Source organism: Microbispora cellulosiformans, assembly GCF_008728085.1.
Lineage (GTDB): Bacteria > Actinomycetota > Actinomycetes > Streptosporangiales > Streptosporangiaceae > Microbispora > Microbispora amethystogenes.
In genome coordinates this window covers 1-26,108 of record NZ_VYTZ01000021.1, presented here as the reverse complement: position 1 = coordinate 26,108, position 26,108 = coordinate 1, and the positions used below count along the sequence as shown (strand labels likewise).

The 26,108-nt window shown below is 72.4% G+C and carries 26 protein-coding genes and 1 pseudogene; 14 read left to right on the top strand and 13 right to left on the bottom strand.

From position 1 onward, the window contains the following. Window positions 1-35: 35 nt before the first annotated feature. The gene (locus tag F5972_RS38590; RefSeq protein WP_225312155.1) at window positions 36-716 is read left to right on the top strand and encodes a hypothetical protein; all 681 of its coding nucleotides are present in this window, start codon (window positions 36-38) and stop codon (window positions 714-716) included. Window positions 717-786: 70 nt separating this feature from the next. On the opposite strand, the gene F5972_RS34325 is transcribed toward F5972_RS38590, so the two are convergent. Continuing rightward, window positions 787-1,518 (bottom strand): DUF998 domain-containing protein, encoded by a 732-nt coding sequence (locus F5972_RS34325; protein WP_150939892.1) that lies wholly within the window; start codon window positions 1,516-1,518, stop codon window positions 787-789. 319 nt (window positions 1,519-1,837) lie between these two features. On the opposite strand from F5972_RS34325, the gene F5972_RS34320 reads away from it, so the two are divergent. From F5972_RS34320 to F5972_RS34300, 5 genes and pseudogenes are all read left to right on the top strand, one after another. After that, the gene (locus F5972_RS34320) at window positions 1,838-2,176 is read left to right on the top strand and encodes a YciI family protein (protein ID WP_150939890.1); all 339 of its coding nucleotides are present in this window, start codon (window positions 1,838-1,840) and stop codon (window positions 2,174-2,176) included. A 45-nt stretch (window positions 2,177-2,221) separates the two neighbouring features. Continuing rightward, window positions 2,222-3,511: pseudogene (locus tag F5972_RS39550) on the top strand (RNA polymerase sigma factor); the annotation flags it as partial. Beyond that, window positions 3,488-4,786, top strand: coding sequence for a tyrosine-type recombinase/integrase (locus tag F5972_RS39545; RefSeq protein ID WP_404803099.1), 1,299 nt, complete (start codon window positions 3,488-3,490; stop codon window positions 4,784-4,786). The pseudogene F5972_RS39550 and the gene F5972_RS39545, both read left to right, overlap by 24 nt. A gap of 88 nt (window positions 4,787-4,874) precedes the next feature. Continuing rightward, window positions 4,875-6,458, top strand: coding sequence for a sensor histidine kinase (locus F5972_RS34305; RefSeq protein ID WP_150939888.1), 1,584 nt, complete (start codon window positions 4,875-4,877; stop codon window positions 6,456-6,458). Between the two features lie 55 nt (window positions 6,459-6,513). Next, a complete protein-coding gene (locus tag F5972_RS34300; RefSeq protein WP_150939886.1) occupies window positions 6,514-7,176 on the top strand; it encodes a response regulator transcription factor in 663 nt (220 codons plus the stop codon). Here F5972_RS34300 and F5972_RS34295 read toward each other — a convergent pair. The 4 genes from F5972_RS34295 to F5972_RS34280 all read right to left on the bottom strand — a co-directional run bounded on the left by F5972_RS34295 (window position 7,139) and on the right by F5972_RS34280 (window position 12,398). Then, on the bottom strand, window positions 7,139-7,861 hold the full coding sequence (locus F5972_RS34295) for a phosphatase PAP2 family protein (protein WP_150939884.1): 723 nt from the start codon (window positions 7,859-7,861) through the stop codon (window positions 7,139-7,141). The two genes, F5972_RS34300 and F5972_RS34295, sit on opposite strands and share 38 nt — an antisense overlap. A gap of 153 nt (window positions 7,862-8,014) precedes the next feature. Further along, window positions 8,015-10,213, bottom strand: coding sequence for a discoidin domain-containing protein (locus tag F5972_RS34290; RefSeq protein WP_150939881.1), 2,199 nt, complete (start codon window positions 10,211-10,213; stop codon window positions 8,015-8,017). 159 nt (window positions 10,214-10,372) lie between these two features. After that, window positions 10,373-11,557 carry an ROK family protein gene (locus F5972_RS34285; protein ID WP_150939879.1) on the bottom strand — a complete coding sequence of 395 codons (1,185 nt, stop codon included), beginning with the start codon at window positions 11,555-11,557 and terminating at the stop codon, window positions 10,373-10,375. A gap of 205 nt (window positions 11,558-11,762) precedes the next feature. Further along, window positions 11,763-12,398, bottom strand: coding sequence for a mycothiol-dependent nitroreductase Rv2466c family protein (locus F5972_RS34280; RefSeq protein WP_150939877.1), 636 nt, complete (start codon window positions 12,396-12,398; stop codon window positions 11,763-11,765). Between the two features lie 201 nt (window positions 12,399-12,599). Here F5972_RS34280 and F5972_RS34275 point away from each other — a divergent pair, with 201 nt between their 5' ends. Beyond that, window positions 12,600-13,412 (top strand): isocitrate lyase/PEP mutase family protein, encoded by an 813-nt coding sequence (locus F5972_RS34275; RefSeq protein WP_150939875.1) that lies wholly within the window; start codon window positions 12,600-12,602, stop codon window positions 13,410-13,412. Between the two features lie 29 nt (window positions 13,413-13,441). Here the strand turns inward: F5972_RS34275 and F5972_RS34270 are convergent, their stop codons facing one another. Further along, entirely contained in the window at window positions 13,442-13,879 is a 438-nt protein-coding gene (locus F5972_RS34270; RefSeq protein WP_150939993.1) for a TIGR03668 family PPOX class F420-dependent oxidoreductase, read from the bottom strand. Window positions 13,880-13,955: 76 nt separating this feature from the next. Between F5972_RS34270 and F5972_RS34265 the strand changes: the two genes are divergently transcribed. Then, window positions 13,956-14,360 carry a ClpX C4-type zinc finger protein gene (locus F5972_RS34265; protein ID WP_150939873.1) on the top strand — a complete coding sequence of 135 codons (405 nt, stop codon included), beginning with the start codon at window positions 13,956-13,958 and terminating at the stop codon, window positions 14,358-14,360. A gap of 64 nt (window positions 14,361-14,424) precedes the next feature. Here F5972_RS34265 and kynU read toward each other — a convergent pair whose 3' ends face one another. Further along, entirely contained in the window at window positions 14,425-15,663 is a 1,239-nt protein-coding gene (gene kynU / locus F5972_RS34260) for a kynureninase (RefSeq protein ID WP_150939872.1), read from the bottom strand. 277 nt (window positions 15,664-15,940) lie between these two features. On the opposite strand from kynU, the gene F5972_RS34255 reads away from it, so the two are divergent. Together F5972_RS34255 and F5972_RS34250 are read left to right on the top strand one after the other, a co-directional pair. Beyond that, window positions 15,941-16,678, top strand: coding sequence for a GntR family transcriptional regulator (locus F5972_RS34255; RefSeq protein ID WP_225312153.1), 738 nt, complete (start codon window positions 15,941-15,943; stop codon window positions 16,676-16,678). Between the two features lie 127 nt (window positions 16,679-16,805). Continuing rightward, entirely contained in the window at window positions 16,806-17,024 is a 219-nt protein-coding gene (locus F5972_RS34250) for a hypothetical protein (protein ID WP_150939868.1), read from the top strand. 74 nt (window positions 17,025-17,098) lie between these two features. Here the strand turns inward: F5972_RS34250 and F5972_RS34245 are convergent, their stop codons facing one another. Then, window positions 17,099-18,193 carry a hypothetical protein gene (locus F5972_RS34245; RefSeq protein WP_150939866.1) on the bottom strand — a complete coding sequence of 365 codons (1,095 nt, stop codon included), beginning with the start codon at window positions 18,191-18,193 and terminating at the stop codon, window positions 17,099-17,101. A 157-nt stretch (window positions 18,194-18,350) separates the two neighbouring features. Here F5972_RS34245 and F5972_RS34240 point away from each other — a divergent pair, with 157 nt between their 5' ends. Beyond that, the gene (locus F5972_RS34240; protein WP_150939864.1) at window positions 18,351-18,881 is read left to right on the top strand and encodes a gamma carbonic anhydrase family protein; all 531 of its coding nucleotides are present in this window, start codon (window positions 18,351-18,353) and stop codon (window positions 18,879-18,881) included. On the opposite strand, the gene F5972_RS34235 is transcribed toward F5972_RS34240, so the two are convergent. Both F5972_RS34235 and F5972_RS34230 read right to left on the bottom strand, forming a co-directional pair. Beyond that, a complete protein-coding gene (locus F5972_RS34235; protein WP_191910457.1) occupies window positions 18,787-19,719 on the bottom strand; it encodes an endonuclease/exonuclease/phosphatase family protein in 933 nt (310 codons plus the stop codon). The two genes, F5972_RS34240 and F5972_RS34235, sit on opposite strands and share 95 nt — an antisense overlap. 68 nt (window positions 19,720-19,787) lie before the next feature. Next, window positions 19,788-21,032: a mannosyltransferase family protein gene (locus tag F5972_RS34230; protein WP_150939860.1), complete on the bottom strand. Its 1,245-nt coding sequence runs from the start codon at window positions 21,030-21,032 to the stop codon at window positions 19,788-19,790. Window positions 21,033-21,215: 183 nt separating this feature from the next. Here F5972_RS34230 and F5972_RS34225 point away from each other — a divergent pair, with 183 nt between their 5' ends. Beyond that, entirely contained in the window at window positions 21,216-22,658 is a 1,443-nt protein-coding gene (locus F5972_RS34225; RefSeq protein ID WP_191910456.1) for a hypothetical protein, read from the top strand. A gap of 175 nt (window positions 22,659-22,833) precedes the next feature. Beyond that, a complete protein-coding gene (locus F5972_RS37645) occupies window positions 22,834-22,995 on the top strand; it encodes a hypothetical protein (protein WP_165900712.1) in 162 nt (53 codons plus the stop codon). 88 nt (window positions 22,996-23,083) lie between these two features. Here F5972_RS37645 and F5972_RS34220 read toward each other — a convergent pair whose 3' ends face one another. Next, the gene (locus F5972_RS34220; protein WP_150939858.1) at window positions 23,084-23,365 is read right to left on the bottom strand and encodes a metal-sensitive transcriptional regulator; all 282 of its coding nucleotides are present in this window, start codon (window positions 23,363-23,365) and stop codon (window positions 23,084-23,086) included. 171 nt (window positions 23,366-23,536) lie between these two features. On the opposite strand from F5972_RS34220, the gene F5972_RS34215 reads away from it, so the two are divergent. Then, window positions 23,537-23,920 (top strand): anti-sigma factor antagonist, encoded by a 384-nt coding sequence (locus F5972_RS34215; RefSeq protein ID WP_150939856.1) that lies wholly within the window; start codon window positions 23,537-23,539, stop codon window positions 23,918-23,920. A 24-nt stretch (window positions 23,921-23,944) separates the two neighbouring features. Here F5972_RS34215 and F5972_RS34210 read toward each other — a convergent pair whose 3' ends face one another. Both F5972_RS34210 and F5972_RS34205 read right to left on the bottom strand, forming a co-directional pair. Next, window positions 23,945-25,021, bottom strand: coding sequence for a glycosyltransferase (locus F5972_RS34210; protein ID WP_150939854.1), 1,077 nt, complete (start codon window positions 25,019-25,021; stop codon window positions 23,945-23,947). Next, window positions 25,018-25,812, bottom strand: a complete 795-nt coding sequence (locus tag F5972_RS34205) for a hypothetical protein (protein WP_150939852.1) — start codon at window positions 25,810-25,812, stop codon at window positions 25,018-25,020. The genes F5972_RS34210 and F5972_RS34205 overlap by 4 nt, the downstream gene beginning before the upstream one ends. Window positions 25,813-26,108 lie beyond the last annotated feature (296 nt).

The window sequence follows — 26,108 nt, the reverse complement described above, 5'->3', positions numbered from 1 at the left end:
CACCCTGTCCCGGCTCGTCAACTCCCTCAAAGGGGGTGTCCTCCCGCAGGACGCGTACCGAGTTCCCCGAGCTGGCCCGCCACTACTACCGGGCGAACAAGCTGTGGCCGGGCTCCCACTTCGCCAGGAGCGTCGACGCGCACGTCCACGAACTCCCTGGTGCCGGCCGGTGCCAGGTGCCGAGCGTACGCGCGCCCGGGATCGCGAGGCCGGTGCGCAGCCCGCGGACGGCCCGCAGCGGCGCGCCCTCGACGATCTCGACGGACCGGACCGCAGAGCAGGGCACGCGGAGGTCCCCGCGCAGCGCGCCGGCCTTCTCGGCGGTGCTCGTGGAGGGCGAGATCATCGAGATCGTGGCGGAACGCAAGGTCAGGGGCACGTTCGAGCGGTCCTACCGGCTGCGTACGGCGAACGCGACGGTAACCGCGGAGGACGCGGCCGGGCTCGGCGCGGACGACCACCGGCAGGCGTTCATGACGTTCGTCGCGTCGCTGCTCGCCGACTTCGACCGATATCTCGACCGCGACGACTTCGACCTCGGCCGGGACGGGGTGGGCTACCGGCAGGTGGCGATGTATCTGAGCGACGAGGAGTTCCGGGAGTTCCTCCAGGACCTGGCCGCGGTCCTGCGTCCCCGGCTCGCCAACCAGCCCGCCCCCGGCCGCGTCCGCAGGATCCACTCCACCGTCGTCATGCCCGCCCAGCCGCCCGCGTGACCTGACGCTTTTCCCATCCCGACGTCTACATAAGAGCAACTGGACAAATCACGCCCGGTCGCGTGTCCCGTCACCCGGCGAGGGCGGCACGCTTGGTCGCGGCGACCACCGAGAGCCAGGCCATCGCGGTGAGTACGCCGACGCAGAGGGCGAGGGAACCGGCCCATCCGCCGGACATGGCCCAGCCGTTGCCCAGCACCACTGCCAGACCGCCGAGCCGTGAGGTGAACGCGTGGCCGGACCGGCCGGCGCGGGAGTAGTGGCGGCCCAGGACGAAGCAGGCCGCGGCCAGCGCGGCGAAGGCCACAGAGCCACTTGCCAGGTGCAGCAGGCCGTGCCAGCTCATGGTGCCGGGACCGGCGGGGGTCCCGGCCGGGAAGCCGTCTCCCGGGTCCAGGACGAAGACCCCGGACGCGGCCATCATGAGGCCCTGCACCAGGATCAGCCGCGGCGCCCAGGTCCCTCCCTGCAGGCCGCGCATGACACGCCGCAGCCCGACGGCGCCGGCGACCGTCAGCGCGGCCGTGACCAGGAAGTTGGAGATCTGCAGCCAGCCGAGGTCCCCGGTGCTCAGCATGCTCAACGGATGGCGCAGCAGATCGAAGCCGGCCCGGGTGAAGGCCTGGGCGAGGGACACGATCCCGAACACCGGGGCCGCGGCCACACCACAGGCCAGCAGCGTCCTTGTCGATGCCGGCGCGGCCGCGCCGGTCCGCGTGGCGCGGCCGGAGGAGGCGGACGCCGGGATGGTTCCGGCGGTACGCGAACCGGAGTCGGGAGTGGTGACGCGCGTGGAGGTCATCGGGGTGTTCCCTTCGTCGGGTGCTCCGCGGCCGGTCCGTTCCGCCGGCCTCGCTCACGCGTCGAACGGCCAGGGGCCGGATCGACACCGCCGTGGTGCCGGCAGGCCGATCCCTGCTCACCTGCAATTACGTCGTGAGCGCATTCCCTGTCACATGCGCATTCCCTGTCACATGCGCATTCCCTGTCACATCGACAGCAGAAGGCCAGGTCAGGGGGAGAAATAGGGTGGTGTCTGTTTCGCCCGCGTCCGTACGACGTGTAGGTGAGACAGGGCGGACCGGCGATCGGCCCGCACAATGAACGAAGGAGACACCACGATGCGCTTCCTGATGACCACCAACGGCGATTCCTCCGCCCCCGACGAGGCGATGATGGCCGAGATGGGCGCCTTCATCGAGGAGATGACGAGGTCCGGCGTGCTGCTGGCCACGGGCGGGCTCGAGCCGGGCGGCGTGCGGATGACCAGCCGAGGGGGCGAGGTCACCGTGACCGACGGGCCGTTCGCCGAGTCGAAGGAGGCCATCGTCAGCTTCGCGCTGGTCGAGACCCGTTCCCGTGAGGAGGCGATCGAACTGGCCCGCCGCTTCTGGAAGATCGTCGGTGACGGCCAGGGTGCCGTTCAGCAGGTCTTCGGCCCGGAGGACGCGCCCCGCTGAGGCCGGCCGCCGGGCCCGGGTTGCGCGGTGAGCGGCACGGATGCTCTGATCGGCCGGGTGACTTCCCGCGACGACCCTCCCCGCGACGAACGCGGTGTGATCGACGCGGTCTGGAAGCTGGAGTCCGCGAGGATCGTCGCCGGCCTGCTGCGGTTGGTCGGCGACGTCGGCCTCGCGGAGGAACTGGCGCAGGAGGCGGTCCTCGCCGCGCTGGAGCAGTGGCCCGCGTCGGGCATCCCGGACAACCCCGGCGCCTGGCTGATGGCCGTCGCCAAGCGACGTGCCGTCGACCACCTGCGCAGGGAGGGCCGGCACGGCCGCGGGCAGGAGCGGCTCGCCCACGACCTCGCCACGCGTCCCGGCGACGACGCCCGTGAGATGGACGACGTTCTGGTCGCGGTCGACGGAGAGGTGGGCGACGACGTCCTGCGGCTGATGTTCGTCTCCTGCCATCCGGTGCTGCCGGCCGAGTCCCGGGTGGCGCTCACGCTGCGGCTCGTCGGCGGCCTGCGCACCGACGAGATCGCGCGTGCCTTCCTCGTCACCGAGACCGCCGTGGCCCAGCGGATCGTCCGGGCCAAGCGCGCGCTCGCCGACGCGGGGGTGCCGTTCGAGGTGCCGTCGGGGCCGGATCGGACGGCCCGGCTGGCGTCCGTGCTGGAGGTCGTCTACCTCGTGTTCAACGAGGGCTATTCGGCCACGGCCGGCGACGACCTGATGCGGCCGTCCCTCTGCCTGGAGGCCCTGCGTCTCGGCCGTCTGCTGGCCGGGCTCGTCCCCGGCGAGGCCGAGGCGCACGGCCTGGTCGCGTTGATGGAGCTCCAGCAGTCGCGCTCGGGCGCCCGGACCGGGCCGTCCGGGGAACCGGTCGTGCTGCACGAGCAGAACCGGGGACGCTGGGACCGGCTGCTCATCCGGCGCGGCTTCGCCGCGTTGCTGCGGGCGCGGCAGGCCGGCGGGCCGCTCGGGCCGTACGTGCTGCAGGCGGCCGTCGCGGCCTGCCACGCGGGAGCGGCCACGGCGGAGGAGACGGACTGGCCGCGGATCGCGTCCCTCTACGACGCGCTGGTCCAGGTGCTGCCCACACCGGTCGTCCAGCTCAATCGCGCGGTCGCGCTCGCCATGGCGTACGGGCCGGACGCCGGCCTCGCGCTGGCCGACACGCTGACCGGCGAACCGGCCCTGGCGGGCTATCACCTGCTGCCCGCCGTACGCGGCGACCTGCTGGCCCGGCTCGGCCGGCGCGAAGAGGCCCGCGCGGAGTTCGAGCGCGCGGCGTCCCTCACCCGCAACGCCCCGGAACGCGACGTCCTGCTTCGGCGCGCCGCGACCTGCGCCGCCGACGATGTCGAAGGCATTGCGGATATCGGAGGCATCGGAAGCGTCGAGGGCGTCGGACGCGTCGCGGGCGTCGACGGCGTCGGGGGCGTTGGGGGTGTCGGGGGCGTTGGGGGTGTCGACGGAGTCCGGGGCGTTGGGGGTGTCGGAGGCGTCCGGGATGTCGGGGGTATCGCGTTCGGCGAGGCCGTTCGGGCCTTCCTCGCCCGTCCCGGCCTGACGGCCGGCACCCTGCGGTCGTACGGCCAGACCCTCTCGCGGCTGTGCCTGCGCCTCGGCGCGGACCTTCCCCTGGAGGAGGCGACCCCCCAGCGGGTGGCCGAGGTCTTCGCGGCGGAGTGGGGCACGGCGGCGGGCGCGACCTGGAACCGGCACCGCGCCGCGCTACGGTCGTTCGCCGCCTGGGCAGCCGGGCACGGACTGAAGTCCGCCGACGCGGCCGATGAGCCGAACACTGGTCAGACCGCCGACCCGACCGCCAGCAGGGCCGTCGATCGGGCCGCTGCTACGGGCGCTCGTGACGCCGGCCTGGGCGCTGATCGGGCGGTTGTTCCAGACGCGGACCGGGCCGCTGCTACGGGCGCTCGTGTCGCCGGCCTGGGCGCCGATTGGGGCGCGGATCTGGCCGCCGCGCTCGACCGGCGGCCCGAGCCCCGCGGGCGGGTCCGTCCCATCGCCCGGCCGCACCTGGAGGACCTGTGGGCGCGGCCGGATATCGCCCCGCGCGAGCGCGCCCTGTGGCTGCTGCTCTACGAGAGCGCGGCCCCGGCGGAATGGGCGCTCTCGCTCGACGTGCAGGACCTCGATCTGCCCGGCATGAGCGCCGTGGTGCGCGGCAGGCGGCGCCGGATCCGCTGGGAGGCGGGAACAGCCGCGCTGCTGCCCCCGCTCGTCGGCGACCGGCGTCGCGGCCCGCTCTTCCTCACCGACCGACGGCCGGGCCCCGGCCGCGCACCTGCCGCGGCCGGCCTGTGCCCGCACACCGGCCGGAGCCGCCTGTCGTACGAGCGGGCCGAGCACCTGTTCAAGCGGGCTACCCGGGACCTCGACCCCCTGGGCGAGGGATACACGCTGCACCGCCTGCGTCACTCGCGCTTGGCCCACCTCGCCGAGGACGGCTGGACGGCGCCGATGCTGATGTCCCTGTCCGGCCACACCAGCGCGCGCACCCTGCGCGAGTTCGTCCGGGCCGGCCAGCCGGCGGAGGTGACCGCCGGCCCGCCCTGCCCGCCGGCGGAGCGTCCACGCACGCCCACCCGGCCCACCGCGTGACCTCGCGCCTTCTCGCCCCGGTGTCCCCGCGCTCCGACCTCCGTGGGGAGTCGCTGGGGCCGTGCGATCGGCGGATACCGTTGCCCGAGTGTCGAGGAAAGCGGCAAACCAGTCATACCAGGCATGCCTGAAGGACGTCCTGCTCTGGGCGCTTCTCGGACTTCCGGCGGTCTGGGCAGGCCTGACGCGAACCCTGGCCGACTCCTACACCTGGCCCGAGGTGACCGCCGGACTCGCGGCGATCGGCGTGGCCGTCGCGCTCGGCCGGTCCAGGCCGCTGGCGGCCATGCTCGTCGCCGCCGCGCTGTGGGCGCTCTCGGTCGCCGTCCGGGGGGACCCCACCGTCTTCTTCCTGGCCCTGACGGTGATGAGCTGTCTCGCGGGGACGCGGATGTCCCGGGCCCGACCGGCCCTGACCGGGCTGTCGGCAGTGGCTGTGGCCGCCGCCGCCGTGGTTCCGCTGGTCCGCTGGGACCCCACTTCAGGGGGCTTTGTCCCCTGGGACCTCGGCGCGTGGTTCTTCGCCGTCACCGGGATCGGGTTGTTCGGCCTCGTGCCGTGGCTGGCGGGCCACGCGCGACACCAGAGCCTTGCCCTGATCCACGCGGGCTGGGAACGCGCGGAGCGGTTGGAACGGGAACGCCGGATGCTCGCCGAGCAGGCCAGGATGCGGGAGCGAAGCGCCATCGCACGAGAGATGCACGACCTGCTCGGCCATGATCTGAGCCTGGTGGCGCTGCGAATCGGCGCCCTCGAGGTCGCCCCCGATCTGCCCGGAGACCACCGCGAGGCCGCCGGAGAGGCGCGCAGGGCGGTCACCGGCGCCGCCGAGCGCCTACGCGACATCGTCGCCGTGCTCGGCGACGGCGACGCGGGTCACGTGGACGACGACCCGACCGGCGAAAGCGTCGGCGAACTGGTCCGGCGTGCCGCGGCCGCCGGAATGTCCGTCGTGGTGCACGGCGCGCAGGAGGAGGAGCGGATTCCCGGGCCCGCGCGCGCCATCGTACGACGGGTGGTGCGGGAGGGGCTGACCAACGCCGCGAAGCACGCCCCCGGCTCGGAGGTGCGAGTGCGGCTCGCGGCCGGGCCGGACGAGACCGAGGTGACCGTCACCGCTTCGGCACCGGACCGCCCGGGCCGAGGTGTGGCAGGCGGATACGGGCTGCGGGAACTGGCCGGGCGGGTGCGGCTTCACGGCGGCATCCTGCACGCCGGGCCCTCGGACGAGGGCTTCACGCTGGCCGTCCGGCTGCCGCACGTCACACCGCCGGCGACGGACGTTCCCGGCCCTCGCCCGGTCGCGCTCGATCTGGCGCTGGCCCGGCGGCGGGCACGCCGTACGCGCCTGGCCGCGCTGCTGGTGTCCGCCGCGGCGTTCACCGGAGCGTCCGCGTTCGTGCTGGGGTTCATGGTCTACGACGCGACGACCTCGGTGCTGCCGCCGGCCGAGTTCGCCGGGCTGCGGGTCGGGCTGGCCGAGTCGGAGGTCGCGGCGGTGCTGCCGCCCCGGACCAGGATCGACGATCCGTCGTGGCCCGAGCCGCCGATCCCTCCCGGTTCCCGGTGCCGTTACTACGGCGTTGACCCCGACCCGTTCGGCGAACTGCGGCTCCACCGGCTTTGCTTCGCGGAGGGCCGCCTGGTCGCCAAGGACTTCCTGCCGCGGTGACCGTGCCCGGCACCGACCGTGCCTGGAACCCGCGGCGGTTCCCTACCATCGACTGATGCGCGCGATCCGGGTGGTTCTGGCCGACGACGAGCCGTTGATCCGCGCGGGGGTCCGGGCGATCCTCGCGTCGGACTCTGGGATCGACGTGGTCGCCGAGGCCGCCGACGGTCGCGCTCTGGTGGAGGCCGTACGGGCGCACCGGCCCGAGGTCGCCCTCGTCGACATCCGTATGCCGGGGCTGGACGGGCTCGCCGCCGCGTCGGAGCTGCGCCGGATCGCCCCCGGCACCGCCGTACTGATCATGACGTCCTTCGGTGCGGACGAATACGTGGCCCGGGCGCTCGGCGACGGCGCGGCGGGGTTCCTGCTCAAGACAGGTGATCCCCGGGAGTTCTTCCTGGGGGTGCGCGCGGTGGCGGAGGGCGGGGCGTACCTGTCGCCGCCCGTGGCCGCGCGTGTCATCCGGGAGTTCGCGGGCGATCGGCTGTCGCGCTCGGCCGCGGCACGCGAACGGATCGCCGTGCTGACGAACCGGGAGCGGGAGATGCTCGCCCTGGTGGGCGAGGGCATGTCCAACGCGGGCATCGCCGCGAGACTGCACCTCGCCGAGGGCAGCGTGAAGACCTACATGAGCACGATCATGGCCAAGCTGGGCGTGCCCAACCGGGTGCGGGCGGCGGTCATCGCGCATGAGGCGGGGCTTTCCGGCGCGGGATAGCGGGCCCGGCTCCCAAGCCGGGCTCAGCGCGGGTGACGCGGAGCCGGCCGGCGCGGGTGGTCAGCACCGGCGCGAGAACCGGCCGCCGCCGCAGGGTGACCACCAGCGCGGTCGCCGGGCCCCGCAGGACCAGCAGGACCAGCGGCGCGGTCACCGCGCCGAGCAGCGACCCCGCCACCACGTCGTGGGGGTAGTGGACCCCCACGAAGACCCTGGAGAAGGCCTCGGCGACCGCGAGCAGCCCGGCCGCCGGCGCCGTCCTGCGCCACAGGACGGCCAGCGCGACGGCCCCGGCGGCGGCGAAGGTCGCGTGGTTGCTCGGCAGCGACCAGTCGCCGTACGGAGGGCAGGGCGCCACCGTGACGACCCCGGCCAGGTCCCAGCAGGGGCGGCGCAGCCGCAGCAGGCTCTTGATCCCCTCGCTGGCGAGATACGGCACCAGGACGGCGACCGGGGCGAGCAGCGCCAGCGCCATCCGCCGGTCGTCCTCCCGCCGGGCCCGCCACCAGCCCACCGCGAGGAACACGACGACGAGCGCGGGAACCACGTCCGTCGCGATCTCCATCGCATGCCGCACCCAGGCGGGAGTGTCCGCGGCGAACGCGACGACCTCCCGGTACCACTCGGCGCTGATGTCCGGCACGTCCTCGACCTCGACGCCCACCGTCTTCCCTCCGTCGTGCACGCCGGTCCGTCCGGCCCTTCGACGCTAGGGACGGCCGTGACGGCGGGCACTGGCGGAAAGTCGCCGGTCACCCTCCACTTTCGTCAATGTCCGGGCGCGGCGGACGGCGGGAGGCCGTGAGCCTCCCGCCGCGTCTGGCTCGGGCGCGGACGATCAGGGGTAGCTGACCACGTTGACTGGCACGGTGGCCGTGCCCTGGGCCGCGCCGCCCGTGTTGTTGATCACATGGGCGATCGTCCCCACACCGCCCAGCGACACCGTGAGCAGGTCGTGGAACTTCACGGTCGACCTCGTCGGCGCCTCGAAGCCGCGCTCGGCCACGACCGTGGGATCGGTGCTGAAGTTGCAGTAGCTGCCCAGGCCCCAGGCCTCGTGGGTGGTCACCGAGTCGGCCACCTTGTAGGCGGCGTAGCCGCGGGTCGAGCCGTTCATCCAGGACGCCTGGTTCGGCGGGTCGTACGGCAGTTCGTTCTGGAAGAAGATGGTCCGGCCGCCCTGACCGTTCCAGATCACCTCGTACTTCTTGTAGTGCTCGACGAACAGGCCGTACGCCGTGACGTTGTCGCCGTTGACGATCAGCCCGGTGTCGGCCGGGTTGCTGTTCCAGCCGACGCCCGCGCCGTGGTCGGCCCGCCACGCCCAGATGTGATCGATGATCGTGTTGTGGTTGTTCACGACGAGGCTGGTCGTGGCCGATCCGGGGCCCGCGCCGCCGATGCGGAAGAACACGTCCTGGATCGAGGTGGGGTTGGCCGCGTGGCCCGCCGAGGCGCCGTCGGGGCCGACCCGCAGCAGCACCGGCGAGTTGACCGTTCCGGCGTCGAAGAGCAGCCCGGCGAGCTTCACGCCGTCGACGTCCGCGACGTTCATCGCGACGACGCCGCCGTCCGGGATCAGGGTCGCGTAGCCGAGCCCCAGCACCACCGTGTCCGGCCGGGTCACGTTGATCGTCTGGTTCAGGTGGTAGACACCCGGCGTGAACAGCAGGTTGAGGCCCTGGGCCAGCGCCTGGTTGAGCGTGGCCGCGCCGTCGGACGGCTTGGCGACGTAGAACTGCGTGAGCGGGATCGACGTGCCGGGGGTCGCGCCATTCGCCCAGCTCGCGCCGCTGGAGTTGGTGCGCAGAGACGGGACGAACACCCGGTAGGCGCCGCTCGAGTCGACGTACAGGTACGGCTTCTCGCGCGTCACCGGGCTCTGCGCCAGCGTGGTGTACGGCGGGTTCGGGAAACTCTGGGCGGGAGCGCCGACGACGCCGGAGAACACCATGTTCCACACGCCGTTGGTCCAGCCGCCGACGCTGCTGTCACGGGTGAACCACTGCTGCTGGGAGTACGGCCCGACCGTTCCGTCGATCTTGCTGTCGGCGATGTAGCCGCCGCTGGCCCAGCCGTACCCGTTGGGCGCGAGGTTCAGCCCGCCGCGGACGTGGATCCGCCGGAACGGCGCGGCCTGCGCGACGGCCCAGCGGTCGGTGCCGTTCACCGGGACGACGGCGAGGTTCTCGGCCGAGCGCCAGAAGTTCTGGGTGGCGTTGCCGTTGAACCAGCCCGCGTCGACGGTGATGTCCCCGTTGATCGTGACGTTGTCGGGCGACTGGCCGAGACCGGCGATGGAGGTGTAGAAGCCGATCTGGGCGTTGAGGCCGCTGTAGGTGCCGGGCTTGAACAGTAAGGCGTACCGCTGGCTGCCGAACTGGTTCGACTCCTGCTGCTTGAAGATCGTGTCGAGCGTGCTCTGGATGCTCGCACCGGACATCGACGGGTCGAAGATCCGCACGTTCGGCCCGAGGTCGCCGCCCCCGGGGAGGGTGCCGCCGTCGGTGACGACGTTGACGCCGAACTCCCAGAGCGAGTAGCCGTACTGGGTGGCGCGGGTGAGGCCGTACATGCGGATGTAGCGGCCCGTCGCCGCGAGGTCGAGCGTCTGCGTGCCGGACACGCCGGTGACGGTCGAGGTGGCGTCCGTCCACGACGAACCGTCGGCCGAGACCTGGATCTTGAAGGTCTGGGCGCGGGCGGTCTCCCAGTTCAGGGCCACCCGGCAGATCTGCTGGGAGCTGCCGAGGTCGACCTGGACCCACTGGGGGTCGCTGAACGCGCTCGACCAGCGGGTGCCGGTGTTGCCGTCGAAGGCGGCCGAGGCGGGTGTCCCCGCGTTCTCCGTCGAGGAGGCCGACGACGGCCGGCCCTGGGCCGCGTTCGCCGTGCCGCACACGGCCGCCGCGGCGCCGTAGGAGACCGGGAGGACGCCGGTCACCGCCGCGAACGTGGACAGCGCGGCGAGACCGGCGGTTATGAGTCCGGCACGCCGGCGCCGGGTGCGCGGCCGAAGACGGGAGGAGGGAGGCATGCGGTCTCCTTGGGCGGAGCCCCTCGGCGGGGATCCTGGGGGGTGGAGAGGTCGGCGGCATGAGCGTCCGTCCGCACGCTGCTTATGTCAAGACTTATTTCAGAATTAGAAATATGTGGGCCACGGCCGTCACGCGGCGGTGGCACTCTCCACGGCATGTCAGCCCGCGGCGGTGATCCTGGCGACCTGGGGCGTGTTGAGGAACTCCTCCAGCACGAGCGTGGCGGCGCCGAGCGCGACGGCGTCGGGGCCGAGGCGGCCGAGGACGATCGACGTCGCGGCGTACGGCTCGGCCAGGGAGTTCGCGGCCGTGGCGCGGCGGATCTCGGGCAGCAGGCGCTCGCCGAGCCGGGCGCCGACCCAGCCGCCGATCACGATCTTCTCGGGGTTGACCAGGTTGACCAGGTTGGCCAGGCCCACACCGAGGTACGTGACCGTCTCCTGGATCACCGGGGACTCCGAGGCGAGCAGACGGTCGAGGTCCTCCTCCCAGTCGCCCTGGGAGTCGACGCCGGCCCGGTCGAGGATCGCCTCGATCCCGACGTACGCCTCAAGACACCCGCGCCCGCCGCAGCGGCAGGGCCGGCCGCCCGCCACGATCTTGGTGTGCCCCCACTCCCCCGCGCTGTTGCTGGCCCCTCTGAAGGTGGTGCCGTCGGCCACGATCGTCGCGCCTACCCCCACCCCGAGCAGCACGATCACCGCCTCCGAGGACCCCCGGCCGGAGCCGAACCACAACTCGGCCTGGCCCAGCGTCTTGGCGCCGTTGTCCACGTACAGCGGGAGGGAGGTGCCGCGGCGCAGGAGCGCGCCGAGCGGAACGCCGTCCCAGCCGAAGGGCTTGGCGTGGATGACCCCGTCGGGGCCGGGCTCGACGATGCCGGGGACGCCCACGCCGATGCCGAGCACCTGCTCGGGGGGGACGCCCGCGTCGGAGAGCACGACCTCGACGCCCGCCAGGATGTGCCGGGCGACCAGTTCGGGGTCGTGCCTGACCGGCCGCAGCACGTAGTCGACCTTGGCCCGCTCGGTCATCTCCAGGTCGAACAACCCCACCCGGACGTGGTTCTCGGCCATGTCGACGCCCACGGCGAAGCCGTACTCCGGGTTGACCCGCAGCAGGACGCGGGGACGGCCGCCGTCGGACTCCACCTGGCCCGCCTCGACCACGATGTTCTCGCCCAGCAGGCCGGCGGTCATCGTGCTGACCGTCGCGGCGCTCAGACCCGTGCGCGCCGTGAGGTCGTTGCGGCTGGTGGGCCCGGAGAAGTAGAGCGTGTGCAGCAGCACGGCCCGGTTGCCCCTGCGGATGTCCCGCACCGTCCTGCGCTCGGGCCTCGCCATGACCGACCTCCCCGTCGTCACGGGTCATCTTAGTTCAGGAGCGAAAACAAGCGGCTTCGTCCTGTCACGCCTCATCACCGTGGCAGCCGCCGGTTTCCCGGCCGTTACGACGGCGTGTCACCACCAGGTTTGTTCGCGCCCTGAACAAAGAAGATCGGAACGGCCCCGGCGGCCTGGCACGGGTCGCCGGGGGCACCGTCCCGGGTCAGTCGAACTGCGGCTCGGTGTTACGGCTGCGCTTCAGCTCGTAGAAGTACGGGAACCGCGCCATGTCGTGGGCGCCGTCGAAGACGCGCAGAGCCTCCTCGCCACGCGGGATGCGGGTCATCACCGGGCCGAAGAACGCCACGCCGTCGATGTGGATCGTGGGGGTGCCCACCTCGTCGCCGACCGGGTCCATGCCCTCGTGGTGGCTGCGCCGCAGCGCCTCGTCGTACTCGTCGGTCGCGGCGGCCTCGGCCAACTCGGCGGGCAGCCCGACTTCGGCGAGCGCCTCCTTGGCGACCAGCTCGTAGTCCTTGTTGCCCTGGTTGTGGATGCGGGTGCCCATCGCGGTGTAGAGGTCGCGCAGCACGCCCTCGCCGTGCCGCTCGGCGGCGGCGATGCACACCCGCACCGGGCCCCATCCGCGGCCGAGCAGCTCGCGGTAGCTCTCGGACAGTTCGTCCCTGCCCTCGTTCAGCACCGAGAGGCTCATCACCCGGAACCGCAGGTCGATGTCCCGGTGCTGCTCGACCTCCAGGATCCACCGCGACGTGATCCACGCGAACGGGCAGATGGGGTCGAAGTAGAAATCCACCTTGGGACGGCTGTCGGTGCCTGCCTGGCCGGTTGCGCTCATGGACGGACTCCCCTGAAGAGGTTGACGGAGGATCGGGGGGCTCCGCGAGCGTATCCACAGGTGGGACGGACACGGACACGCGCCCCGACCCCTGAAACCTCCGGGCGTCCGCCCTCATTCCCGGCAGACATTGCGGAGATCCGGCGGGCACGCGCCCCGGGGCCGCCCGGAAGCGTCGGCCGGGGTCTCTAAGGTGTCCCCATGGCTGAGATCCACGAGAAGCCGGGGACGCACGAGAAAGCGGCGATCAACGAGAAGGCGGCGGCCCTGCGGGCGCTTCACGTGCCCGGCGACCCCGTCGTCCTGCCCAACGCCTGGGACGCCGCCTCGGCGCGGGCCGTCGCGGCGGCCGGGTTCCCCGCCGTCGCCACCGGCAGCGCGGCGGTCGCCGCCGCCCTGGGCTACGAGGACGGGCAGGACACCCCGGTCGACGAGATGCTCGCCGCCGTGGCCCGCATCAGCCGGGTCGTGTCCGTCCCCGTCACCGCCGACGTCGAGCGCGGCTACGGCCTCGACCCGGCCCTGCTGGTCCGGCGGCTGGCCGAGGCGGGCGCCGTGGGCTGCAACCTGGAGGACTCCGACCCCGCGACCGGCTCCCTGCTCGGCGCGGCCGAGCAGGCCGGGTTCCTGGCCGCCGTACGCGCGGCGGCGGCCGAGGCCGGCGTCGACCTCGTGATCAACGCCCGGGTCGACGCCTTCATCCACGGTTACGGGTCGCCGGAGGAGAGGCTGGCCGAGGCGGTCGCCCGCGGCCGCCGCTACCTGGAGGCCGGCGCCGACTGCGTCTACCCGATCCTCGCGAGCGACCCCGAGGTGATCCGCGCGCTGGTGCGGGAGATCGGGGGGCCCGTCAACGTGTACTTCCAGCCGGGCATGCCCGCCGTCCGCGACCTCGCGGCCCTCGGTGTCGCCCGGATCAGCTTCGGGCCGGGCCTCCACAGCGCGGCCCAGGAGTTCACGGCCCGGATGCTCGGCGCGATCGCGCGGGGCGACGACCCGTTCCCGTCCGGCTGATCCGGCCCATCTCACCCCGGCGGTTTCGGTCACCCGGCGTACGACCAGCCCGACCAGCGGTCGATCTCGACGAGGATCGCGGGCCCGGCCGGAGGGCGTTCGCGATACTGGGCGTACTTCGCGGCGAGCCACGCCACGGCCCGGTCGCGGGCGGGTCCGCTCTCGACGACGCGTGCCCGCCCGTCGGCCCGCACCCACCACAGCCGCTCCCAGTCCTCCTCGTAGTGGTCGGCGAGCAGGCAGACACGGGGATCGTCGCGGATGTCGCGCAGGCGCCGCAGGTCCGCCGTGCTCTTCGGCTTGTGGTCCACGGCCGTCACCACCACATCCCGGGAACCGGTCACCTCGGAGGCGTACGCCGTGGCGAACGTCACCGGGACGAGGCGCGGCGCCCCCTCGGCCCCGGCGGTCGCGAGGCGGGCCACCCTGGCCGCCGCGAACAACTCGCGGGCCCGGCCCTCGGGCATCCTCACCCGTCCAGGCTACGGCGCCGCCGCGTGGACGCGGTTGATCGTCTGTGGGAGGCGGCTTATGGTGTGCGCCATGGAGGCATCTGAGTTACTCGAGCGGGCCCGCTCGCGCGCTACCGACCCCGAAGATCCCCTGGAAGTGCTGTCCGCCGCGATCGCGCTGTGCGGCGAACCGGGCGGCGAGGCCGACGCCCTGCTCGACCTCGCCGTACGCCGGGCCCGGGAGGCCGGCGCGTCCTGGACCGCCATCGGCGAGCGGCTGGGCTACGTCCGCCGGCCCGCGCGCAGGCGCTTCACCCCCGCCTTCGCCCACCGGCACCTGGTCAACCGCCGCATGAAGCGCGAGGTCGCCTGCTCCTTCTGCCGGAGGCCGCCGGGGCCACGGGTCCACATGGTCCACGGCGAGGGCGGGCGCATCTGCGACAAGTGCGTGGCCCTGGCGGGCGACATCGTCGCCGGGCTGGCCCGCCGCCGCTGACGCCGCCGCCCGGCGCCCCCGCCGGACGCGCGGGCGCGCGGGCCGCCACCGGGCGAGTTCCCCGTCAGGTGACGGTGAGCCGCCGGGCGTAGCGCTCGTCCCGCCACAGTTCCTCGCCGAGCACCTCCGCCAGCGCGGTCGCCGCGTCGAACACGTCCACGTGGCGCAGGTACAGCGGGGCGAAGCCGAAGCGGACGAAGTCGGGCTCGCGGTAGTCGCCGATCACGCCCCGGTCGGCGAGCGCGCGCACCACCGGGTAGCCCTGGGGATGGCGGTAGCTGACCTGGCTGCCCCGCCGCTCCGGCTCGCGTGGAGTGGCCAGGGTCAGCCCGAGCCCCGGGGGGACCAGGTCGTCGAGCAGGTCGATGAACAGCGAGGTGAGGGCCAGGCTCTTGGCCCTCACCTCCGACAGGTCCACCCGCTCCCAGATGTCGAGCGACGCGTTCAGCGCGGCGTACGAGAGGATCGGCGGGCTGCCGGTGGCGAACCTGCGCACGCCGGGGGCGGGACGGTAGTGCGGCTCGAAGTCGAACGGCGCGGCGTGGCCGTGCCAGCCCGACAGCGGGTTGCGGACGGCCTCCTGGTGGCGCGGCGCGACGTAGAGGTAGGCGGGCGCGCCCGGCCCGCCGTTGAGGTACTTGTAGGTGCAGCCGACCGCGAAGTCCGCCTCGCCCACCCGCACCGGCATCGCCCCGGCGCTGTGGCACAGGTCCCAGACCATCAGCGCGCCGGCCGCCTGGACCTGTTCCGTCACCGCCGCCATGTCGCGGGCCGCGCCGGTGCGGTAATCGACCTGCGAGAGCAGCACGAGCGCCACGCCGTCGTCGAGGGCGTCCGCGAGCGACGGCCCCCGCTCCCCGATGTCACGGATCTCGTACGAGCCGAGCGCCCGGGCAGCGCCCTCCACGACGTACCGGTCGGTGGGGAAGTTGTCGAGATCGGAGACGATCACGCGGCGGTCCGCCCGCAGCGGCAGGGCGGCCGTGACCACCTTGAAGATGTTCACCGAGGTGGAGTCGCCCGCCAGCACCTCGCCGGGGCCCGCCCCGATCAGGGGCGCGATCCGGTCGCCGGTGCTCTGCGGCATGTCCCACCAGCCGGCCGTGTTCCAGCTGGCCCCGAGGTGCCTGCCCCACTCGGTCTCGACGGTGCGGGCCACCCGTTCCGGCGTGTGCCGGGGCAGCGCGCCCAGCGAGTTGCCCAGCAGGTAGACGACCCCGGGAGGAAGCGAGAACTCCTCCCGGAAACCTCGCAGCGGGTCCCTGGCGTCGAGTTCCTGGCATTCGGCACGGCTGACACCCATCGGCACCTCCTCCTTCTCCGCATTATGTCCCGAAATATACGATCTTGTGGAGCATGTGATGACGCAGCGTGGACGGCAGAGCAATACCGGTGAGGACCGTTCCACCGAATGCGGACGGCTATAAACCCCAGAGATCACCACAGCGGCACTATCAGCCCAAAGTAAGCACAAGACGCACCCAAGACTCTGTGCGATCGTGGACAAGACGGGGCAAGTTCTCTGGAGACGCCAATCCCCCGTTGGTGACAGAGGGTGATCAAACGTGACGGAGTCCCCGGTGCATCATGAGTCCCCGATTTATCGCCGCATCGCCGACAGGCTGCGCGATCAGATCCTGTCCGGCGCGCTCGGTGACGGGGACCGGCTACCGGGCGAGAACGCGCTCATGAACGAGTACGGCATCGCACGGGCCACGGCGCGGCAGGCACTCGCCGTGCTGATCAACGAAGGGCTCGCCGTGCCGAAACGAGGATCGGGCGTCTACGTGCGCCTGTTCCGCCCGATCCGCCGCCACGGGTCCCGCCGGCTCTCGCGCGAGCAGTGGGCCCAGGGCCTGGCCATCTGGGACTCCGACACGCGTGGCCGTTCGTACGCGGTGGACGAGGTGCGGATCGCGCGCGAGGCCGCGAGCGAGCACGTCGGCCGCGTGCTCGGCACGGAGGAGGTCTGGGTGCGGCGCCGCCGTTACTCGGTGGACGGCCGTCCGGTGCAGCTCGCGGCGTCCTTCTTTCCCGCCGATCTCGTGGAGGGCACGGCGGTCGTCCTGCCCGACACCGGGCCCGGAGGGGTGTACGCCCGCCTGGGCGAACTCGGCCACGCCCCGGTCCACTTCAGTGAGGAGGTGCGGGCGCGGATGCCGCTGCCCGGGGAGACCGAGCTGCTGAACCTCCCGGCCGGCACGCCGGTGATCTCCGTGACCCGGGTGGCCCTCGCGGAGGGAGGGGTGGCGGTGGAAGTCAACGAGATGACGCTCGACGCGGCGTCGTATGTACTCCAGTACGACTTCGACGCGTAGGTCAAGTGGACAAGTCCGCCGATAGGTTGACCTGTCCATCCCGATCATTGATTTCTCTAGAGAAGTCCCGCACCGTGAAGAAAGAGACGTCAAGAACACCGGGCCTACGGCGAGGGAAGGTGGACGGGTGTCCTTTGACCGACGCCTTGCCGAGATCGCTCGGGAGTTTCCGGAGTGGACGATCTGGCGGAGTGACGCGGGCCGGTGGTGGGCCACCCGGCACCGCCCGCTCACCTCGGCCCAGCGGGCGGCCGGCTGCGCGATGACCATCGACGCCGACGAGCCCGACGGGCTGCGCGAGCAGTTGCGCGAGCAGGAGGAGTGCGACGCCGCCGCCGATCCATGAGCGCGGAAGCCCCCGACCCGATCGGGGGCGGGGGCTTCCGCTACCAAAGATCACTCAGCGCGCGTGCCCGCGGCTCACTTGCCGGCGACCGGCTCTCCGTCGGGGGTGGTGCGGCGTACGCGGCCGAGGTCGACGTCGGTGTCCTCGGGCGACGCCGCCAGGTCGGGCCCGATCTCCGTGGAGTCGGCGTGGTCCTGCTGCTCGGTGCGCCCGGCGTCCACGACCAGGACGGCCTCCTCCTCGTCGCCCTCGGTCGCGTGGATGCCGGTCTCGGACGCGCCGGGCGGCTCCTCACCGGACGGCGCGGCGATCTCCCGGGGCTGCGGCGTGAAGTCACCCGCGCCGAGAGCCTGGATCTGCGGCGCGGGCGGCAGCACGGTGGCCTCGTCGACCAGCGCCCCGGCCATCGACTCGCGGTGCATCAGGTCGCCGAGCACCGAGCCGATCTCGTTGAGGCGGCGCACGACCTCCGTGTGGGTGTCGGTCAGGTAGGCCACCCGGCGGCCGGTGTGCTCGTCCAGCGCGTTCACCCGCTGCTGCGCCGCCGCCAGCATGGCCTCGGCCTGACCGCGCGCCTCGACGAGCAGCCGCTCCGACTCCGTCCGGGCGTCCGTGAGCAGGCGCTCCGACTCGGCGCGGGCGGAGCTGAGGGTCTCGTCGGCCTCGGCGCGGGCCGTGGCCACCGTCTCGTCGGCGTCCGCGCCCGCCTGCGCCAGCAGCCGCTCCGACGTCGCGGTGGCGTCGGCGACCCGGCGCTCGGCCTCGTCCTGGGCGGCGGACCTGATCGCGTCGGCCTGCTCGCGCGCGGACGTCACCAGCCGCTCGGCCTCCGCCGCCGCGCCGTCGCGCAGCCTTCTGGCCTCGGCCTCGGACGCCTCCTTGTTGGCCGTCGCCTCCTCCTGCGCCAGCTTGAGGATCTGGCTCAGCCGCTCGCCCAGCTCGTCGGGGTTCTGCGGCGACTCGGTCATCTTGCGCCGCGCCTCGGCCAGTTCGAGCCGGCTCTGCTCGGCCTGGTCGATCGTACGAGCGAGCCGTTCCTCCAGGTCCCGGATCTGGTTGCGGGTGCGGACCATGTAGTCGTGGACCTGCCTGCGGCTGTATCCACGCATCACGACTTCGAACGAGTCGTCACTCATCAGGTCGGGGAAGTTGTCGGTCTGGTTCGTCATAAGAAGCCCTGGGGTCGGAGATAACGACGGTAACGCACGCCAGGACACGACTTTCCTGCTATCCGCCGCACATCGCAACCTGAACGGGGCAGCCGGACGGGAAATCCCGCGGGGCGCCCCGGCACGCCTGCCGGAGGGCTCATGGGATCATCGTGGAATGCCGTACGTAGCGGACCTGGACGACGACGCGACGCCGATCATCCACCCGGAGGCGTGGGTGGCCCCGGGGGCGGTGGTCGTCGGGAGGGTGCGGCTCGGACGCGGCGCCAACGTCTGGTACGGATCGGTGCTGCGCGGCGACGACGAGCGGATCGAGGTCGGCGACGAGGTCAACGTCCAGGACCTGTGCTGCCTGCACGCCGATCCCGGCGAACCGGTGATCCTGGACGACCGGGTGAGCCTCGGCCACCGGGCGATGGTGCACGGCGCGCACGTGGAGGCGGGGGCGCTGGTGGGCATCGGCGCGGTCGTGCTCGGCGGAGCGGTCGTCGGGGCCGGGTCGCTGGTCGCCGCCGGGACCGTGGTGCCGCCCGGACGGCGGATCCCGGCCGGCGTGCTGGTCGCGGGTGTGCCGGGGCGGGTGGTCCGCGAGCTCACCGACGACGACCGCGCCTCCTTCGCGGGGACGCCGGACAACTACCTCGCCAAGGCCCGCCGTCACGCCGCGGCCTCGGTTCGGTCCCGATGAGCGTGCCGGCCAGCGCCAGGTGGTCGGAAAGCTCGGGGTCGGTCCTGACGGCCTCGGCGCCGCCCGGGCGGTAGTCGGCCTCGCTGGCGAAGATGTAGTCGATCTTCCGGCCGCCACGCGTCGTGGAGTCGCCGCCCCGGTGTACGGACCCGCACCCCGGGGCGTCCGCCTCGGTGTAGCCGCCGTCGCCCAGGCCCATGCCGTACACGCCCGTGAGCTGGGCGTCGCCGGGCTCGCGGTTGAAGTCGCCGGTGAGGATCACCGGGGCGCCGCCGGCGTACCTCTCCACCAGCCCGGTGACCTGCCGCGGCGTCTCGGTGCCGGAGATGTGCGTCACGCAGCAGACCGAACGGCGCGGGCCGACGTCGCCCCTGGCGCACAGCAGGCCGCGCGGGTGGACCGTCTCGCCGGGCGCGGCCGGGGCGTCGGCGCGCAGCAGCCGCCGCAGCGGCGGGCCCTGCGTGCCGTTCCTCAGCGCCAGCGCCATGCCGAAGGTCCTGCCGTCGGGCGGGGCCGTGTGTGGCGTGAGGTCGCGCCAGAGCGTCCTGCACCGGTCCTCGCGGCCCGGCCCGCCGCCCCTGGCGTAGCCGTACCAGACGAGGTGATATCCGGGCAGCTCACGACGCAGGAGGCCGACCTGGGCGTAGCACATCTCGGTGAAGGAGGCGACGTCCACGTCTCTCGAACGGATCAGCGCCGAGACCTGGCCGGCCCAGGTCCGGCGGCGCTGCGGCGTCAGGTCACGGACGCAGGTGCCGGCCCGGTTGCCCGCCGCGCAGACGTTGTAGGTGAGGACGTTCACCCGGTAGGTGTCGCCGGGTGCCGGGAGACCGGCCACCACAACTCCGACAATTGCTACTCCTGCCACAAACGCCCCCATACGGCAGGAAGCTACTCAGAAGCGGATTAACCCGTCCACGCACCTGTGGTGAAATTCCCGACATTGATTGCCATGACTGGTGCGGCAATCGCGAGATAGGCCATCATCACCCACGGTTTCCGGCTCCCGGCGACGCCCACCGCGACGTAGAGCGGCCACCACAGCAGCGAGGCCCGCCCGATCGACATGTAGAACGACGACATGGCCAGCAGGGCCACCGCCTGTGGCGCCAGATAGGCGACGTCGGCCCACTTCCGCCGGACCAGCATCACGAGGATCAGCACGACCAGCACGAGCCCGGCGAGGATATCCTCGCGGTACGACGTGGTGAGGATGGGCTCGTCGATCGACCTGTTCCAGGTGTTGATGAACGCGATCCACGGCTTCTCCGGGAACCGCCCCCAGTACTGCGCCTCCGCCGCCTTCCAGGCCATCAGGTCGCCCGTACGGTGCCACAGATAGACCATGTAGGCCAGCACCGGCAGGCCCGGCACGACCAGCCAGGGAGCCGTCCGCCACCCGGTCGAGCGCAGGCCGTTCGCGGAGACGAGGAACATCACCGCGAGGCCCGCGGCCAGGAAGAGACCGGAGATGCGCACCGACGCGGCGAAGGCGGCGCACAGGGCCGCCGACTCCCACCTGCCGTGGCGGGCCAGCAGCCAGGCCGGGACGGCCAGCGCGAGGAAGGGCGCCTCGGAGTATCCGGCCAGCAGGAACGTGGCGAACGGGCTGAGGAAGAAGGCCAGCACCACCCAGGTGCCGCTGCCCTCGCGGTAGGACTCGCCCAGCCGGTGCAGGGCCACCGCGACGACGGCGCTCGCGACGAACGATACCAGCACGATGGCCAGGTCCCAGTTCGAGATGAACAGGTGCAGCGACCGCAGGAACATCGGCAGGCCGGGGAAGAACGCCACCAGCTTCGGCGCGTCCGGCATGCCCGGCGTGCCGTCGTAGCCGTACTGCGCGATGGCGATGAAGTTCTCGGCGTCCCACGGCGTGAGCCGGTCGAGCATCGGCGCCTCGGTGCGTCCCGGAGCCGCGAGAACCATGTAGATGTAGGTCGCGACGTGCCAGAAGAACCAGATCAGCAGCGCCGTACGGTCACCTGGACGACCCGGCCACCGCCATCCGCGGCTCTCCCGCTCCGGGCGCGGCCTCTCCGTCTGCTCACCGGTCGCGGCGCCGTCCGGAGCGTCCACGGGCGTTTCCTTGGCCGGTTCCCCGGCCACGCCCTGCTCCCGGTCGGCCCCCGCCTGCTGGATCTCAGTCACGAGCACCTATGCAATACGTCATGGAAGTCCCTGCCAAGGTAAGCATGCCGGGTTTTGTCGGCTGACGGCCAAAAAAGTCGTCGGACCCGGTCAGACGGGCGGTGGCCGGTGAAACTTTCACCGGCGGCGCCGGACGGGCCCGTGCTCCGGCACGCGCCCTTACCGGCGATTTACCATTACCGGGTGTACTGGGACGGGTTCACGGCGATGGAACAGGACGTGCGCGCCGTCGTCGGCGATCCCCGCTGGACGCTTCTTCCCCCGCTCACGCGGGCGCACACGCTCGCGCAGCGCGCGCTGCTGACCCCGGACGGCTCCCGCTGGCTCTTCGGCGCGCACGCACGCTGGTACCGGCTCGACCGCGTGGACGGCCGCTGGCACCTCTCGGCTCCCCCGCTGCACCCGGCGGTCCGGTCGGGCGCCCGGCCGCACCCGCCGGGCGTGGCGGTCCCGCCGACGCTGATCCCGGCCGGGCCCGACTTCGCCTACGACCGCGGGTCCACGCAGGCGTTCGTCGGCCCGGATGTGCCGCACGAGATCACCGAACGGCTGCGGGCGCTGCTGCTCGCCCACCGGGGGCTGCGCCGGGAGGACTTCCCGCTGGGCGGCGCCTACCGGGAGATCTTCGCCGGTGACGTCGCGAGCACGGTGGCCGCCGTGTGGGGCACGATCATGTGGTGCGCGTACGCGCCGGCGTTCGACGGCAACGAGGTCATGCTCTCGATGTTCGGCGAGTTCCTGGCCCGTCCGCTGCCGGGTGACGACTGGGTGCGCTGGCTGCCCCTGGGCTCGCTCGACGCGCTCGTAGCCCTCTACGCCGAGCGGATGCGCTCCGGCGCCCAGCAGGCGGGCCTGCGACTGGCCGGGCTGATGGCCGAGACCGCCACCGTGCTGCGCGCCGACGCCCGGTTCCGACCGCGCGCCGAGGCGCTGATCGCGATGGCCGAGCCACTGCTCGCCAGTCCGTGGCTGGACCACCACGCCCTTCCCGGCGGCGCCGTACGACAGGCCTGGCTGGCGCGCTGCCCGCCGCACCTCGTCTCCGCGACGCTCCCCGAGTGGGCGCCCGGCGAGCACTTCCGGCACACGTTGTACGACCTGGTCGAGGCGCTCGCCTACACCGCCTCGCGCGGGATGGACCCCCGGGCCGTGGCGGCCGCCCTGCTCGCCGCGGACGTCGCGGGCGTCTGCGGCGTCTCGGAGCCCGCCTGGGCTCCCGGGTCCTCCGGCACCGCGCGGGTGGTCAACGCGCTGTATCCCTGGATGGACGACGAACTGCGGCAGGCCCTCTATCTCGCGCTGGCCGACCCCGCCCATCCGCTGCGGGGGTGCTGGCCGGCGGGCGGAGTGCTGCCGGCCGCGCTGCTGCCGCCCGACCGGACGACGGCCGCGGCCCTGCTCGGGTCCGCGTACGCGACGGGCCTGGCGTGGTGCGCGCTGACCGGCACGCCCGCGCCGTCCGAGGGCTTCTCGGTGCCCGCCGCGGTCGTCCAGTGCCTGATCCACCAGCGGGACGACCCGCGCCCGCAGGAGCCGCGGGCGGATCACCGGCCTGACCTGGAGGAGTCCGGAGCCTGGCTGTTCGAAACGTCAAATTCGGATATTTCACCCTTACCTCCGCTTTAGCAATCCCTTCCCTCCATCACCGCCCCTTTCATCGAATCGTGATCTCGCAATCGGGGAAATGGTCACCGAGGGACACGAGGTGCGGGTCGGGAATGGTCACGATGGGCCATGTCGCGGCGGACTACCCGGACGTAACCTCGTGATGGGTGTGGGCTGCGGAAGGAAGGACGACGCGGTGGGGCACGACGATCTGGACTCCCGGGTCCACGACCGTGTCGCGTTGGACGAGATCGCGCTCTACGCGGAGGTACTGGAGGCCGTGAACATCACGGAGAACCGGCTGACCTTGGAAGAGCTCGACAACGCGCTCGGATTGCGGACTTCGGCGAGCCATTGAAGAACTGAGAGCATGGTCCGTCCCGGGCGTCCTGATGCGCCCGGGGCGGCTTGCTCCGGCGTGCCGCTGGTGGCCGCGCCCGGCCCGATCAGGACCGTACGAGGCGGGCGATGGCGGCCGAAGCCTCCTTGATCTTCTCGTCGGCCTCGGGGCCGCCGCTCTTGACGGCGTCGGCGACACAGTGGCCGATGTGATCCTCCAGCAGGCCGAGGGCCACCGCCTGAAGGGCGCGGGTGGCCGCCGAGACCTGGGTGAGGATGTCGATGCAGTAGGCCTCTTCGTCCACCATCCGCTGCAGCCCCCGGATCTGTCCCTCGATCCGGCGCAGGCGGGTGAGGTAAGCCTGTTTGTCCCCGCTGTACCCGTGCATTCTTCAACGATACCCGGCGCGGGTATCGACCGGCGCGCTGCGCCGAGAGCCGCCGGGACCTGCGCGATCGCCTGTCAGGGGCATCGTTTGTCATGTGCAATCATTGACGGACGGGTTCCGGCGGCTCCCGGGCTCGACCGGACGGGACGAGGCGAACAGAGGCGAGCGCGAGTGGAACGGGGACGGTACGGAGAGCCCGAGACCTTCTCGATGCTCACCGTCCTCCAAGACCATGTCGTCGTCATCCACATGTACGGCGACCTCGACCTGATCGCGGCTCCCGCCCTGCGCGCCTGCCTCGCCGAGGCGGTCGGGCTGCGCACCCCGCCCCGCATCGTGGTCGACGCGGAGGGCCTCACGTTCTGCGATTCGACCGGGCTGAGCGTCCTCATGGGGGCGCTGCCCGCCGTCCGGGCGGTCGGCGGGGACCTGGCGCTCAGCAACGCGCACGGCCGCTTCGCGCGGATGCTCAGGATCACCGGCCTCGACTCGGTGCTCCCGGCCTACGAGTCCGTCGCCTCGGCCGCCGCCTTCCTCACCACCCACGGAGCCTAGGACCGCGCGGCCGGAGAACGTTCGTCAGTCGCGGGAACGCAGGCCGTACATGAGATCCTCCCAGCGGGCGGCGACACCGGACGCGGCGTGGCCGGAGGCGCTTTCCAGCGCGCCCGCCGCGAGCGCCATCCTGCGGCGCTCGTCGTCGACGAGGGTGAGCAGCGCGCCGGCGAGCGGCTCGACGTCGTCCTCGCCCTCGGCCACCAGCACACTGTCGAGCCCGGGGCGGAGGAACTCGGCCGGGCCGCGTGGCCCGGCGTAGCCGACGACCGGCACCCCGCAGCTCAACGCCTCGATGACGGCCATCCCCTGGGCCTCCTGCCGGGACGGTGCCACGACGACCGACGCCTTGGCGAACTCTCCCGGCAGGTCGGGGGTGGTGCCCATGAAGTACACGTGGTTGTGCAGGGCGAGGTCGCGGACGAGGGCGCGCAGCCGCCGCTCCTCCGGGCCTCCGCCGTACAACCGCAGCCGCCAGTCGGGCCGTTTGTCCGCGACGATCGCGAAGGCCCGCACCAGCTGGTCGTACGACTTGCCGGCCACGAGCCTGCCGCCCGCGCTGACGATCCGGTTGTCCATGCGCGACCGCGGCCACGGCCCCTGCGGCAGGGCGTCCGGGATGACGTGGACCGACAGGTCGTCGTCGAGCAGGCGCACCCACTCGTCCCGGCGGCCGGGGGTGGTGGTGACCACCGCGTCCAGCCGGGGATAGAAGCGGCGGATCGGGCCGAGGACCGAGGGTCTGGTCCATTCCCGCGCGATGCGGACGACTCCGCGCGGCGCGTGCCTGGCGGCCTGCACCCCGAGAGACGGCCGGGTGGTGACGACGACGTCGGCGCGCAACCCGCGCAGCATCCGCCACAGGGCCACCTCGGTGCGCACCTGTCCCCGCGGCAGCAGGTGGTGGACGCCGGGCCGGGCGTCCACGAGCCAGCGCAGCGCCACCCGGCGGTCGACCGGGAAGAACGGCGTCTCCCTGGTCCGCCGGACGCTCACCACCTCCACCTCGTGCCGTGCGGCCAGTCCTCCCGCGAGGTTCAGGACCGCTCGCACGTCGCCGCGCATGCCGTACGCCGACGGGAGCACGAAGGCGACTCTCACACCCCCACCTCCAGGAGCAGATCGTCGCCGGAGGTGAAGCTGGGCCTGATCGGGACGCCGTCCACGAGGGCACGCGGATAGTGGACGCGGCGGCGCTTGCCCTCGACGTCGTCCAGCCGGGCGCTCAGCGACAGCACCCGTTCGAGGCCGTCGACCTCCAGGTACGGCTGCCACGTGCCCTGCGCGCCGGGGGTGGCGGCCACTACGTCGCACAGCGAGAGCGCGGCGTGGAAGCGGACGCCCTGGACGGTCGCGGAGGACCGCACGGTCGCCCCCGGGTCGCCCTGCCGCAGGGCGAGCGTGGCCGGATGGTGCTGGTCGTCGTCGACGAAACCCGTGTAGGCCAGCAGGCCCGTCACCTCGAAGCGTCCCTCACGGAACCACACCGCCCGGACGTCGGCGGCCGGCTCCGCCTGGTCTATCTTCAGCGCCAGATATCCGTTACGTGTGCGGTAGGCGCGGTACGCGAGGGTGCGCCGCCCGAGCGCGTACGCGTCGAGGCGGTCGAGCGAGAAGCCGGGATCGACGCTCTGGATCCGGGTGCGGGGGCCGTCCTGTTCGAGGTAGGCGTCCCAGCGGCCCGGCCCGAGATCCAGCGGCGTGAGTGAGACCGCGACGCTGGCGTCCCTCGTCCTGCTGCCGGAGGCACCCAGCGTGACGTGCCGTTCCTGGCCGGTGCCCCGCTGCCGCAGGACGAGCCGGGCACCGTCGACGAGCGGTTCCTCGATGGCCAGCCGCAGGGAGAGGACATCGGCCAGGGTGACCTCCGCGTCGCTGACGACAACGCCCACCGTGCCGCCCCCTCCCCGTCGATTGAGCCAACGTTGAGGTTACCGTGATTCTCCTGTTATGTGGAGAAAGCGTTTGCCGGCTCTTCACTGAAACATGTTTGTATCGCTCGTCTTGACGACGAGGCTCCACAAATTGTGCGATTCGTCAGCAAAGAATGGTTTACCCCTGCTTGACGGATTTGATGAGGAGTTGGGCGACGTCGACGACCTCGATGGAGTCCTTGGCCTGGCCGGCGTTCTTCTTCTCGTTGATCGCGTCGCCGAGCATGACGAGGCAGAACGGGCATGCGGTGGAG